Below are 13,890 nucleotides of genomic sequence, written 5' to 3' on the forward strand. Positions count from 1 at the left end.
TTATTAACGAATGGGGATGAGCGCTATTATGCTTTATAACCGCCTTCAATACCTTTTACGGCAATAGCGACGGCATCATGAGCATGTAAAGACTCATAATGGTTTATTTGCAGGAAGTAATCGCTAAACTCTTTTGACTCTAACGTCGTTTTAATTTTTCGTGCTGCGTCTTCACAAAACATCAGGTTTTGACCATTTAAACGGGCAAACTCTTGTTCGTCTTCACGTTTTACCGCAGCTTGTACTGGTGTTTTAAGCTCATCTTCTAGTAAGTTTATTAAGTTAACTACATCAAACTCTTGAATATTTTGATCTAGTTTTACTTTAACATTAGCAATAGAGCGCTGTGAATGCGGGGTTGCTACAATGCCTTGAGTTGTTCCAAGCCACTCTAAAACCTCAGATTGAGTTAGTGTTTCTTGAGCAAACTTTTCGCTAAACGCATTTTGGATAAGTTGACGAGCAAGGGCTGCAGAGCAGGGGCAGGTTGATGAGTAAGTAACATCAACACTGAGTTCAAAACTAATGACGCCTTGATTTATGGTACTGGTAAGTACAACTGGGTAGCTTTTCCAGCCGGCTTTGCCACTAAGTAATGATTTACGGCGCAGTGGTAATTCAAATTTAAATTCGATTTGTGCTTTATCGCTTAAGCCTTCATGGCTGGTGATAAAGGTATCTAATGCTTGTGCTAAGGTGTGCGGGTTGACCTGCTGCTCAGTTGAGAGGTGATCAAGTGCTAAAAACAGACGCGACATGTGGATGCCTTTGGCGTCTTCTTGGTGTAAATTAACAAAAGCGCGTGCTTTTGCATTAACGGTAACTGGAGCTAAATCAAGAGATTCAAAAATAAAAGGCAGCTCTATATCGCCCATTCCTACCCAGTCTAATTTACCTGTTTGTAATGCGGCAGCCGTGATAGCAATATCTGGCATAGTCGTTTGCATGATACGTTACTCGTTATTTGCAATATTTAAAACGTCACATTTTACACTAAATAAAGAGTTGCTGAAATGCGGCAAATAACGCCAAACATGAAATTTTGTTGTTTTTATCGCACAACATGAAAATCGCTGATAGAAAATGCTAAAATTAGCCTTTAATCATACTTACTTAAGCATTTAGCTAAGAGAAACACTGATATATGACAGATTCTTCTTTGAACCCGTGGGTTCGAGTTCTTTCCAGTTCAATAACTCGTTTTGGTGAGTTTAAAACTGCAGCTATTTGCTATGCATTATTACTGACAGTATCGCTGGTTTTGTCGAGTATGTTTTACTATGTTGCCATTGGGGAAGTGAACTTAGTTGATATATTGGCTGTAGTATTTTTTACCTCAGTTGTTTCCCCTCTGGTGATTAGCGTACTGCTTAACTCTATTCGGCAACTTGATGCCTCTTATGCCTATTTAGATAGTGCCACAAAACAAGAAAAGCTTTTAAATCAAACTCTCAAAGACAATATTAATCGTTTAAACATTGAAATTGATGAACGTAAAATGGCCTTTCATGCTAAGCATAGAGCAATAGAAGAGCTTAGACGTGAAATTGCAGAGCGTAAAAAAACGCAACAAGAACTCGCGCAACAAGGCATGTTATTACGCTCCATTGTAGACTCCTCACCAGATTTATTTTATTACCGCGATAACAACGGGGTGTTTGCCGGTTGTAATAAAATGTTTGAAGAGGTGATGGGCAAAACCAGTGGCGAATTAATTGGCAAAGCCGCAGAAGAAATATTTCCAAGCCACTTTTTATCAGAAGTATTAAGAACCGATGAGCAGGTTGAACGCACTCATCAAGGTTTAACTATTGATGTAGAGTATTCTGTAAATGGTGAAATAAGATGGTTTGAACTCAGAAAACTCCCCTTTATAAATGAGCAGGGCGATTACATTGGTCTACTAGCCTTTGGCCGTGATATTACCAGCCGTAAAGAAGCCGCGCAGGCACTGGAAACTGCTTACAAAGATAAAGGGAAATTTATTGCCACATTGAGCCATGAATTACGCACTCCGCTCAATGGTATCGTCGGTTTAACCCGAATGCTATTGGATACTGAACTTAATAAACAGCAGCGTAGCTGGTGTAATACGGTGTTTTCAAGCGCCGAAACGCTGGGTAATATATTTAACGATATTATAGATTTAGATAAAATTGACCGTGAGCAACTCGATATTGCCGCTAACGAAATTAATGTGTCTGACTTTATCAATGATGTGGTTAACTTTGCAGGCCTTATTGCGGAGCAAAAAGAACTTTCTTTTGAAGTAAAACGCTCTGGAATGCTTGATATATACGCTTTACTTGATCCTACACGTTTACGCCAAGTAGTATGGAACTTAATTAATAATGCGGTTAAATTTACCCAGCACGGTAGTGTCACCTTAGATTGTGCTAGAGAGAACCGCGAAGATGGCCCATGGCTTATTATAAAAATACTCGATACCGGTGAAGGGATTCCGCAAGAACAACTTACCCGTATTTTTGATATGTACTACAAAGCGCCCGACCTTAAAGGGACCAATGCGATTGGCTCAGGTATTGGCTTAGCCGTAACAAAAGCGTTAGTAAGTGCTATGAAAGGCATTATAACTGTTAATAGTACTCCTGGAGAGGGCAGTTGCTTTACCGTTCAAATTCCGCTGAATTTATGTAGTGCTCCTACCGAACATAGTTATGTAGGGCGTAGCTTATATATTTTATTAGTGGAAGATGTGCCACTTAATGCTGAAATTGCAACTAACCTATTAGAACAACGTGGACATGAAGTACTGTGGGCTGAAACGGGAGAAGATGCTTTATCGTTTGTAGAAACCGAAGATGACCTAGATTTAGTATTACTTGATATGCAGTTGCCTGATATTAATGGTGATGAAGTAGCAAGACAAATTCGCGCACAAAGCCATTTTGACCCGCTTCCTATTGTGGCACTTACCGCCAATGTTCGCAGTGCTGAAGAGGAGCTTGAGGGGATTTCTATTCAAGGGGCGTTAGCTAAACCGATAAACACCAGTAAGTTAGATAATATGCTCGCTGAACTCTTTGGCATTCAACAAGCGCAAGTTGAGGCTCCTCAACGAGTAGTTAATCAAGAGTTATTAAATCAAATTAATACTGACTTGCTAGATGTTGAAACCATTGAAGACTTTGTAAACTCGATGGGCGTTGAAGTATTTAAACGTAGTAGTCAGTTGTTTGCAAAACTAAATCCGCAATATCAACAAGAGCTATTAGGATCATTAAAAGCAGCTGACAGAGAAGAGTACAAATCCGTTGCGCATAAGTTAAAAGGTGCCGCTGGGTCGGTTGGTCTGAATGATGTGCAGTTGCATGCAAAGCAAATGGAACATGGTGCGCTGGAACAAAGTGATGAAGTATTAACAGTCTGGCTTGATGAATTAGCAGACAAAATAAATGAAGGACAACGGGCCCTTCATTTATTTTTACAGCAATTAGAGTAAAAACTAATTAGCTGTCGATTTTACCAATGAAGCGGTAACCTTCACCATGAATGGTGCTGATTAACTCAGACGTTGAGTTGTCGCTTTCAAAGTGCTTACGGATACGACGAATGGTAACATCAACTGTACGGTCGTTAGCGCGAAGCTCACGGCCAGTCATGTGCTTAATTAGTTGCTCACGGCTGAATATACGACCTGGAGAGTCAAGCATTAAACGCAGTGCTCTGTACTCGCCTTTAGGTAGGCGTTTTGCATCTCCATTTGGAGAAGTAAGGCAACGACTGTTTTCGTCAAGTTCCCAACCGTTAAAGGTGATCACGCCATTGGTTTCAATAGCTGATTCTTCACCACCTAATGCAGTACGCGTAATTAAGTTACGTGCACGAATAGTTAATTCTCGTGGGTTGAAAGGCTTAGTAATATAGTCATCAGCACCAATTTCAAGACCTAAAATACGGTCTACATCGTTGTCACGGCCTGTTAAGAAAATAAGACCAACTTTACGTTTTTGGCGTAACTCGCGAGCTAAAATAAGCCCGTTTTTACCTGGCAGGTTGATGTCCATAACTACAAGATTGACGTCATCGTTATTTGTAAGCTTATCATGCATATCATCGCCATCAATGGCTTCAATAACTTTGTAACCTTCAGCTTCAAATAAACTAACGAGGTTTAGTCTAGTTACGTCTTCATCCTCTACGATCAGAATGACTGGCGTTTGCATCTTTAATTAACCTTTTTGGAGTGTGTTTTATTTATAAAATCGGCGTGATCATCAGAGCCGACTACTAGAATTATAGGATTATATCTAAATGTTAACAAGTAAAAACAGATTAGATATAAACAGCTGCGCGCCAAAACCTACTATGACGTATTATTAAAAACCGCGGCTTAATTGATACTTAACGTTGGATGTATAATTTGAATTATAGAGTCGAAGCCATTTCCCTTTAATAATTGATACATCCATCAACCACCTAAAGATACTTAAAATAATCAGACTAATTCAAAACGGAATTATATCACTTTCCAACTTTTCATCAATGTATGTGATATGTTAAACACAATTAAGTTCATTAATTGTGTGGAAATACAGCATTAATGATACAACAGTTTAGTTGGCTATGTATTAGTATGGTCATAAAGTTGTAATTCAAGAGGGGAATAAGAGTTATTTCGCTTTTTAAAAAAGTGTAATAATAAATCGGGCCCCTTGCTGATACTCGGTATCTAACACAATTTCCCCAGCCAAAGCTTGAGTCACTAAATTGTAAACTAAATGCATTCCTAAGCCACTGGCTCCTTGGCCGCGCTTTGATGTTACAAATGGGTCAAATATTTTTGCTCGTATATTGCTTTCAACACCTAGGCCGTTATCTGTGTAGGTAATTTGTGTTTTTGTTTCTGTTGCTACAATATCAATCTGCACTTCATTGTCACCGCCAGCTACAAATCCGTGTAACAGGGAATTTAAAATTAACTGATGAAAAACTTGCTGAAGTGGCCCTTTTTTACTTTCGACGGTTAAATCTGATGGACAATTTATAAGGACTTTAGGGTTTTTAATTTTTAGTTCTTGCCCCATAGACAGTAGAGTATCACTAATTAATTGTTGTATATTAACAGTGCTGGTTATTTCATCATCTTTGATCACTGCAACTTTTTTAAAGTTAGAAATGAGCTCTGCAACGCGGTTTAAGCTGCTATATATTAAGTCTAAGTTTTCGATACCATCGTTAGTAAATTGTTCAAATTGACTCGCAGTTAGTGATTTATTATGAAATTTAACCTGCAGTTCCGCGAGTTTATCCCGCAATAGAGTAGAGCCTGTAATACCAAGTCCAATCGGTGTATTTACCTCATGGGCAACCCCTGCCACCATTTGCCCCAATGAAGCCATTTTTTTGTTTTCGACAATTTGAGTTTGGTATTGGTGCATCTTTTCCAGAGTGGATAACAGCTCTTTATTAGCCTCTCTGAGTGCGATAGTGCGTTGACTTACCTTCTCTTCAAGGTTTGAGTTTAGCTGCTTAATTTCTTGTTTATCTTCTTCATGGCGTTCTATTTGCCTTTGTGTACGTGCAAGCATTACATTTAAGCTATTAGAAAGCCGAGTTATTTCAGTTAGGTTCGTTAAAGGCGCACGTGCATAGTAATTATGTTTTTTAGCTATGTTTTGCAACAACAAGCTTAAGTTTTCTATTGGACTGGCTATCCTTTTTTGTAGCCTTAAAATAATCAAAGAAATAAAAATAAGTATTAAAGCCATAATAACGATATCGATTATAATCTTTTTAGTTATTAGTTGATTTAAGTTATCTAAGCTGCCTCTAATATATACATAGCCGAGCAGCTGTTCATTATTGAGTATTGGGGTAATGTACTCAATATACTCGTCACTAACCTGTGGTTCAGAAAAATCATTAATATTATCTGTTTTAATGGGGACTGGTGGTGATTTTCGGGCATTAAAGCTGGTAAAAAAGACTGGCTTATTAGATTGCTCATCTAAGGCGTAAATATGTAAATTTGTGACGGATGATACTTGTTGAAGCAGCTTTAAGCGCCTTTCTTCTGCAGGCCTGTTTTTATTTAGCAATGAGGGCATCGCGTCGAATGCAATGATCTCTGATACCAACACAAGTTTGCTAATGAGCTGTTTTTTTTGCTCTTGCGCACTTAAATAGGTAGAAATTGAAAGCGATAATAACAAACAGATAGCTGTTATAAGCATGATGGTTTTAAACAATATGCTACGAATGCTATTTTGCTCTACAGTTTTGGGCATTGCGAGAAGGTCATCCGTGTCAATTGTGAGTCTAATGATAATAGTTTAGCAAAAACAGAAAAAAGTGAATTAAAAAGATTAGCTTAATTACACTTTTTATTTTTAGCTAATCTACTTATGAAACATAAATATGTGGCTAATATAGCCCATATTTATGTTTTGACAGGATATTAATAACTTATTTTAGCTACTGTATACGGCAAATTTGTTGTTTTTGAACACGGTGTGGTAGCTATCAAATTGGGTTTCTAAAATTGGTGGATATTTCAAAAAGCTATTAGCCACTATGGTCAGTTTGCCTGCCTTAGTTAAATGTTGCTTTGCATGGGTTAAAAAAGATTCCGCAACGCTGTAGTCAGTTGCAATCCCGGTATGAAATGGCGGATTGCTAATAATTAAATCAAACTTGCCAACAATACTATTTAAACCATCACTGAGTATGGCTTCACCGTTTACATTATTTAGCTTAAGCGTTTGCGTTGTTGCATAGGCTGCAAGTGCACTTACGTCACTACAGGTAAATGTCAGTGCTGGATTTTTTAGCCCTAAAAAAGTAGCAATAAGTCCTGCGCCACAACCAAAATCAAGGACTTTCCCATGTTTTAAGTTAGGAGCATTCTCTAATAGCATTTTCGTTCCAGCATCTAGTGCACCATGGTTAAACACACCAGGAATACTGACTGCTGTAAACTCAATATCGCTCACACATACCGTAAACTCTTTATGGTAAGTGCTAATATCAAACGCGCTATTAATAGTGAGCTCTGAAAATGAATATAAAACACAGTGTTTTGCTGAGTCTATTTTATTACTAAATTCAGCCTTACCGGCGAGTTGCTTTTCAATTGACTTAACACCGCTCTTGTTTTCGCCAACAACGAGTAGCTCTGCATCTTTGCTTATCACAGCACGTATGTTGTCTAACGCCATTAATAGCTCAGGTTTAGATTTAGGGTAATAAAGTATTACCAAATCATAATCGCCCGAATTAATTGTGTGGCTGATGGTTACGTCAATACCCGATATGTTTTTTGCAAATTCACCATTAGCGTGGTTATAACTAAAAGCGGTTATTTTACTTTGTGGATTGAGCGTTTTTAGCTCATTTAAAAAGCCATCTTGAACAAAGTTGACCACCAATATTGATTTACCTTTTAACTCTTCACTGTTACGAAGTAATAGTAGGCTCGGATTGGTTAATACGCTCATAAATGGCTTTACCTTACTTGATTATTTAATTAACGGTTACTTAGTACGTTCGAATATTAAATCCCATACGCCATGACCTAAACGCTGACCACGCTGTTCAAATTTAGTCAAAGGACGTAAATCAGGACGAGGTACATAGTCGTTAGTCTCAGATTGGTTTTTGTAACCTGGAGCTGCTTGCATTACTTCTAACATATGCTCTGCATAGTTTTCCCAATCGGTTGCCATGTGAAATACGCCACCGATTTTTAATTTAGAGCGGAGTTTTTCAGCAAACTCAGTTTGTACTATGCGACGCTTGTGGTGACGCTTTTTGTGCCATGGATCAGGAAAAAATAACTGCAAGGTTGATAAGCTTTCATCGCTTATACAATCAGCAAGAACTTCTACTGCATCGTGTTCAAATACGCGCAGATTAGTAACGCCAGCTTCGTCAGCATCCATTAAACATGCGCCAACGCCTGGGCGATGAACTTCTATGCCGATAAAGTTAAGGTGTGGTGCATTTTTTGCCATTTCAACTAATGACTTACCCATACCAAAACCAATTTCTAGCACTACATCATTGTCATTGCCAAAAACTTCGCTTAAATCAAGTAGGCCGTTTTTATGTTCAAGCCCCATTGTTGGCCAGCATTTTTCGATTGCAGCAGCTTGGCCTTTGGTTAATCGGCCTTCGCGTTTTACAAAACTGCGAATAGTGCGGATATACTTACCTTCTTGCTTAGCTTGCTCAAGGTTGTTGTTACTTGATTCACTCATATTATTGGCCTGACAAAACAATGTGTTTAAAAATGGTTGCGTATTATCCCTGACCAGCGCTAGGTTGACAAGCATTAGGGCGTTATAGCTTGATCTTTTCAGTCACTACAATAGACTGAGCCGCCATTGAGCATTAGTAAAAAAGTAAATATGTTGGATTTAAAAAAACAGCAGTCAGCTTGGTTTTCCAACCAAGTAGTTGACTGGTATCACCTTCATGGGCGCAAAACGTTACCATGGCAATTAGCTAAAACGCCATATAAAGTGTGGGTATCTGAGGTGATGTTACAGCAAACTCAGGTTGTCACTGTTATCCCTTATTTTGAAAAGTTTATGCAAAGCTTTCCCGATATTATTGCTTTAGCAAATGCTGATGAAGATCAGGTTTTGCATCATTGGACAGGTTTAGGTTATTACGCTCGTGCACGCAATTTACATAAAACCGCTAAAATAGTTCGAGATAAATACCAAGGTCAGTTTCCTAGCACGCTTGAAGAAGTAATGGATTTACCCGGAATAGGGCGCTCTACTGCTGGCGCTGTTTTATCATTATCTTTGGGGCAGCATCACCCTATTCTTGATGGTAATGTTAAAAGAGTGCTTGCTCGGTTTTTCATGGTTGAAGGTTGGTATGGAGTCAAAAAGGTAGAAAATCAGCTTTGGCATTTAAGTGAACAACTCACTCCTAAAAATAATGTAACAGAGTTTAATCAAGCTATGATGGATTTAGGTGCAAGCTTATGTTCGCGCAGTCGCTTTGATTGTGAGGCGTGCCCGTTAAATAGCCGTTGTGGTGCGTTTAACGCAGGTAAAGTTAAGGAGTTCCCTCACTCTAAACCTAAAAAAGCAGTGCCTAAAAAAAGCTGCCACCAGTTAATTATTAAACATAACGACAAAGTGCTTATGGAAAAACGCCCAAACAGTGGTATCTGGGGCGGATTGTTTGGATTTTTTGAATTTAATGAGTACAGCGAGCTCGAAACTTTTTTAGCGCAACAAGGGCTTAAAAGTGACCTTAATGAAGTAGCGCCTTTTACTCATGTATTTTCACATTTTGAGCTCACAATTAACCCGCATGTACTTAATATTGAAAAAGCCCCGGATGTTGTTAATGACAAGCAGTTGGTATGGTATCCACTCGATCAATCAATAGAAGTAGGGTTAGCTGCACCGACTAAAAAGTTGGTTAAACAAATTACGGCAATAGTATAGAATAGCGATATATTTAGCATTAAGGGGAACAATCATGGCACGTACAGTATTTTGTCAAAAGTTACAAAAAGAGGCCGAAGGGCTTGGTTTTCAGTTATACCCTGGTGAACTTGGTGAGAAAATTTTTAATAATATTTCTAAAGAAGCCTGGGGGCAATGGCAGCATAAACAAACTATGCTGATCAATGAAAAGCATTTAAACATGATGGATCCAGAGCATCGTACTTTTTTAGAAGAGCAAATGGTTGGCTTTTTATTTGAAGGTAAAGAAGTTGAGATTGAAGGTTATAAGCCAGTAGAAAAATAAATTAACTGTGCTTAGGTTAATTAATAAAAAAGGGCTCTAAGCCCTTTTTTATTGCGTTAGCAAACGTTCTTAGTAACATATACTATTTAGTTAAATAAGTTCGTTCTGTTCCTCATTATTTTTAATTTGCTCTTTTAAGAACTGCGCTGCTCTTGAGTATTCAATTTCGAGCCCATCTCTCATCTTAATTAACTCATCAGCACTTACTTCATCGCTCTTGCACTTATCTTCAAATGACTGCGCTAAATCAGCAACAATATTAGCTCCTACTGTTTTTGATATAGATTTTAATTGATGGCAGGCAGATAAAATTTCAGCTTTGTTACTTTGCAACACAGCAAAGTTAATCGCTTTAATTTGTTCTTGGCTCTGTTCTAAATACATTTTAAAGAAGCGGATTATTTTAGCATCATCGCCATTTATGTACTTATTCGCTGATTCCATATCTATAGGCATAACAGACTTTTCGGCCGAATTCACCTGTTGTGGTTGTTCGCTGTATAAATCACTCCATTGCTTTAATGTGTCTTCAAGTGCATTAAGCTCAATAGGTTTAGTAATAAAGTCGTTAATACCCACTGCTAAACATCGCTCTCTCTCTCCCTTTAGAGCATTGGCAGTAACAGCAATAATATAAGGTTGTGCGTCAATTGATTCGAGTAATGAAGCTTCTTCTCTAATTTTTTCAACCATGTCGTAGCCAGACATTTTTGGCATATGTAAATCGGTTAAAATGAGCGAGTAGCTATTTTTACGCCACATATCTAAACCTTCTTCACCGTTATTAGCTACCTCTACACTGTAACCTAGTATATGTAGTTGTTCGGTGAGTACCTCTTGGTTCAATCGGTTATCTTCTACCAATAATACCAGCCTATTTGCAGCGAGTGCCTCTTCTGAACTTAGGTAGTGATTCATCGTTCTGGCTTTTTTAATTTGCTTAGGCTTATGTAAGCCGGCAGCCACTAAAATTGAAAGCATAAAGTTAGATTTACACAAAGGGGAGGCGTTAATATAAAAAATATTTTTATGGTTAATAACCGCTTCATCTAACTTACTTAATACCACCATTTGTTGGTTATTATCTTCTAATGAGTAAAGTAAACTTCTTAGTAGGGTACTAATACTACTCATGTCATCAATACCATCAACAACCCAAATAATATCCTTGGTTTCTTGATGAGCTTCTATATCTTGCTGCTCATGAGCATAGGTTATTTTAGCTCCCATAAATGACAAGTAACGGTAAATTACTTTGCCGCGTTCTGCGTTGTTACTAACAACAATGACATGTTTACCATTAAGTGTATTTTTATGGGCAAATTCAATTTTACCTGCGGTTGAAAAGGGCAGTTCAACAGTAAACTCACTCCCTATCCCTTCATGACTTGTTACATGAATGGTACCAAGCATTAGCTCAGTTAAGCTTTTACAAATTGAAAGCCCAAGCCCTGTACCACCGAACTCTCGCGTAATTGAGCTTTCTGCTTGGGTGAACGGGTTAAAGATTTTTCTCAACTGAGATTGACTCATTCCTTTACCGTTATCACTTACGCAAAAACGCAATGTAAAGTGATCGGCGGTGTTATGTGCTACTTCTACTGATATTCTTACTTTCCCCTGGGTTGTACCATTGGTGCTGGTAAACTTTATGGCATTACTACATAAGTTATATAGCACTTGGCGCACTCTAACAGAGTCCCCCTTAAGGTTGTTGGGTATATCGGGGGCAATTGATAAATCGAGTTCTAGGTGGCGATTTTTAGCAACCGACGATAACACCTTAGCAACTTCTTCTAGCGTATCGGCAACGGAAAACGGAACTGGATCTATATTGAGCTTTCCAGCCTCAATTTTAGAAAAATCTAAAATATCATCTAAAATACTTAATAACGAAAATGCTGATTCACGAATAATAGTACTTAAACGTTGCTGGGCACCATCAAGCTCTGTTTGACGAAGTAAATCAATAGTGCCAATTACGCCATTCATTGGTGTTCTTATTTCATGACTCATAGTGGCTAAAAAGGTGGTCTTAGTTTCGCTGGCTTTTAATGCTTTTTGAGTTTGCTTTTCTAATTCAAATGTTCTGCTTTGTACTTCTGTTTCAAGGCTAGTTTGTAGTTTTTTTAATTCTTTTTGTGCAGCCTGATCGTCAGCTTGAACCGTACTTACTTTTTTTAGCAGCAAGTTAATTTGTTGAGCAACGGTTTCTAATCCGCCTTCGAGTTGCTCATTAAGCGTGCTTTGATAGTTATCATTTTGTGTAATTGCTTTGAGTTCTTGAGTGAGAGAGTCGGTATTTTTATGTAATCGTTTATTAATATGCTTATTAAACGTAATAGCTAACGCAAACAGCACTATCAGAGCAACAATAGCGGCAAGGTACGCATTCATAAATAAGTTTTGTGTAGATGATGCAATTAAAGGTTGTTTTTGCTCAATAATAAGCTCAGCAATTACCTCCCCATTTACTGAAATAACATGATGTAATATGCCTTGCTCCTTTACATACTCATTAATAGCTAAAGGCTCAATTAAGTTACTATTATTGCTATAAACCAACTCGGTTTTATTGTTCGGATTAAAGCGGTGCAGGGTATATTTAAAATTATTATTGAGTAAGCTTGCGGTATCAAGAAGTGATTTGACTTTGTCTTGCTCGTGTATAGTTAGTGCTTCTACTATGGGTTGCTCAAGACGCTCAGCAAGTTTTGTTACCTTGATGGTTGAAACAGGGTTAACTTCTTTGTGCTCAGTATTGCTTTGTGAGTAAAGCGAATAGGCGACTATAAATAATGTGGCAGTTATAAGGTTACTAACTAAAAATAAAGGTAGTAAGCCTTTGATTGCTGGAGAAAACTTACCCTGCATGAATTTTCCTATCGTGGTATTATTAGAACGGTAAGCCTGTACCGAAAGTTATATACCAATCGTAACACCTAAAAAAAATAATTCACTACGTTTTTTAAAGTCTTTTGTTGAATAAATGCACTGCATTAACGAGAAACGTCGCTAGTTGTTTGAAAACCGTTCAAACAGTTGCAAAGGATAAAAAAAAAGTTGACTTGTAAGGGCAAAACTCGTTTAATACGCCGCACGCCCAGATAGCTCACTAAGAAGTGTCTTGTGGGAGTTGCATTAAAAATCAGGTAAGATTTTTAATTAGCACTGTTTAAGTGCCTCGATAGCTCAGTTGGTAGAGCAGAGGATTGAAAATCCTCGTGTCCCTGGTTCGATTCCGGGTCGAGGCACCATTTATTATAGTAATGGTGTTTAAGTAAATAAATTAAACATTTTTACGCGTGCCTTAGCACACAGTTTTGTGTGCCGACTTAGCTCAGCTGGTAGAGCAACTGACTTGTAATCAGTAGGTCAACCGTTCGACTCGGTTAGTCGGCACCATTTATTTTAATTAAGTGTTTTAATAACATTTAATTAGCACTGTTTAAGTGCCTCGATAGCTCAGTTGGTAGAGCAGAGGATTGAAAATCCTCGTGTCCCTGGTTCGATTCCGGGTCGAGGCACCATTTACAAAAAGTTATCAATCTTTAAAATTGATAAAGTGCCTTAGCACACACAGTTTTGTGTGCCGACTTAGCTCAGCTGGTAGAGCAACTGACTTGTAATCAGTAGGTCAACCGTTCGACTCGGTTAGTCGGCACCATTTATTTTAATTAAGTGTTTTATTAACATTTAATTAGCACTGTTTAAGTGCCTCGATAGCTCAGTTGGTAGAGCAGAGGATTGAAAATCCTCGTGTCCCTGGTTCGATTCCGGGTCGAGGCACCATTTATACAAAGCCTCGCACATGCGGGGCTTTTTTGTTTCTGAATTTAGCTTAGCCATTGTTCGGCATCGAACTACGTTCGATTATAAAATACATCCTTGTATTTTCCCCTTCGGGCCATCTTTCAGATGTTAAAAATTGTTCCTGACAATTTTTTGTCGGGTCGAGGCACCATTTATACAAAGCCTCGCACATGCGAGGCTTTTTTGTTTCTGAGTTTAGCTTAGCCATTGTTCGGCATCGGACTACGTTCGATTATAAAATACACCCTTGTATTTCCCCCTTCGGGCCACCTTTCAGATGTTAAAAATTGTTCCTAACAATTTTTTGCCGCTTTAGCTGGTGTAATGCCAACAGCA

At 38.2% G+C, this 13,890-nt stretch carries 9 protein-coding genes and 5 tRNA genes; 8 read left to right on the top strand and 6 right to left on the bottom strand.

Annotated elements, in window-relative coordinates:
- Positions 1-26 precede the first annotated feature (26 nt).
- Positions 27-947, bottom strand: coding sequence for a GTP cyclohydrolase FolE2 (gene folE2 / locus ACNSN2_RS02290; RefSeq protein ID WP_418608468.1), 921 nt, complete (start codon positions 945-947; stop codon positions 27-29).
- 197 nt (positions 948-1,144) lie between these two features.
- Here folE2 and arcB point away from each other — a divergent pair, with 197 nt between their 5' ends.
- The gene (gene arcB, locus ACNSN2_RS02295) at positions 1,145-3,463 is read left to right on the top strand and encodes an aerobic respiration two-component sensor histidine kinase ArcB (protein ID WP_418608470.1); all 2,319 of its coding nucleotides are present in this window, start codon (positions 1,145-1,147) and stop codon (positions 3,461-3,463) included.
- 7 nt (positions 3,464-3,470) lie between these two features.
- Here arcB and arcA read toward each other — a convergent pair whose 3' ends face one another.
- The 4 genes from arcA to trmB all read right to left on the bottom strand — a co-directional run bounded on the left by arcA (position 3,471) and on the right by trmB (position 8,222).
- The gene (gene arcA / locus ACNSN2_RS02300) at positions 3,471-4,187 is read right to left on the bottom strand and encodes a two-component system response regulator ArcA (protein ID WP_008110444.1); all 717 of its coding nucleotides are present in this window, start codon (positions 4,185-4,187) and stop codon (positions 3,471-3,473) included.
- A gap of 459 nt (positions 4,188-4,646) precedes the next feature.
- Positions 4,647-6,251: an ATP-binding protein gene (locus ACNSN2_RS02305; protein ID WP_055013350.1), complete on the bottom strand. Its 1,605-nt coding sequence runs from the start codon at positions 6,249-6,251 to the stop codon at positions 4,647-4,649.
- A 183-nt stretch (positions 6,252-6,434) separates the two neighbouring features.
- Positions 6,435-7,460: a methyltransferase gene (locus ACNSN2_RS02310; RefSeq protein ID WP_054202257.1), complete on the bottom strand. Its 1,026-nt coding sequence runs from the start codon at positions 7,458-7,460 to the stop codon at positions 6,435-6,437.
- 36 nt (positions 7,461-7,496) lie between these two features.
- Positions 7,497-8,222 (bottom strand): tRNA (guanosine(46)-N7)-methyltransferase TrmB, encoded by a 726-nt coding sequence (gene trmB, locus ACNSN2_RS02315; protein WP_418608473.1) that lies wholly within the window; start codon positions 8,220-8,222, stop codon positions 7,497-7,499.
- A gap of 150 nt (positions 8,223-8,372) precedes the next feature.
- Here trmB and mutY point away from each other — a divergent pair, with 150 nt between their 5' ends.
- Positions 8,373-9,434, top strand: a complete 1,062-nt coding sequence (mutY, locus tag ACNSN2_RS02320; RefSeq protein ID WP_055013348.1) for an A/G-specific adenine glycosylase — start codon at positions 8,373-8,375, stop codon at positions 9,432-9,434.
- Between the two features lie 34 nt (positions 9,435-9,468).
- Entirely contained in the window at positions 9,469-9,741 is a 273-nt protein-coding gene (locus tag ACNSN2_RS02325; protein ID WP_008110439.1) for an oxidative damage protection protein, read from the top strand.
- Positions 9,742-9,831: 90 nt separating this feature from the next.
- Here the strand turns inward: ACNSN2_RS02325 and ACNSN2_RS02330 are convergent, their stop codons facing one another.
- Positions 9,832-12,615 (bottom strand): ATP-binding protein, encoded by a 2,784-nt coding sequence (locus tag ACNSN2_RS02330; RefSeq protein WP_418608476.1) that lies wholly within the window; start codon positions 12,613-12,615, stop codon positions 9,832-9,834.
- A gap of 307 nt (positions 12,616-12,922) precedes the next feature.
- Here ACNSN2_RS02330 and ACNSN2_RS02335 point away from each other — a divergent pair.
- From ACNSN2_RS02335 to ACNSN2_RS02355, 5 genes are all read left to right on the top strand, one after another.
- A tRNA-Phe gene (locus ACNSN2_RS02335) sits at positions 12,923-12,998 on the top strand.
- Positions 12,999-13,070: 72 nt separating this feature from the next.
- Positions 13,071-13,146, top strand: a tRNA-Thr gene (locus tag ACNSN2_RS02340).
- A gap of 49 nt (positions 13,147-13,195) precedes the next feature.
- Positions 13,196-13,271: transfer RNA gene (locus tag ACNSN2_RS02345), tRNA-Phe, on the top strand.
- 61 nt (positions 13,272-13,332) lie between these two features.
- Positions 13,333-13,408 (top strand) — tRNA-Thr (locus ACNSN2_RS02350).
- Between the two features lie 49 nt (positions 13,409-13,457).
- A tRNA-Phe gene (locus tag ACNSN2_RS02355) sits at positions 13,458-13,533 on the top strand.
- Positions 13,534-13,890: the final 357 nt, after the last annotated feature.

The sequence above is a fragment of the Pseudoalteromonas sp. US3C1013 genome (assembly GCF_048401115.1).
GTDB lineage: Bacteria > Pseudomonadota > Gammaproteobacteria > Enterobacterales > Alteromonadaceae > Pseudoalteromonas > Pseudoalteromonas undina.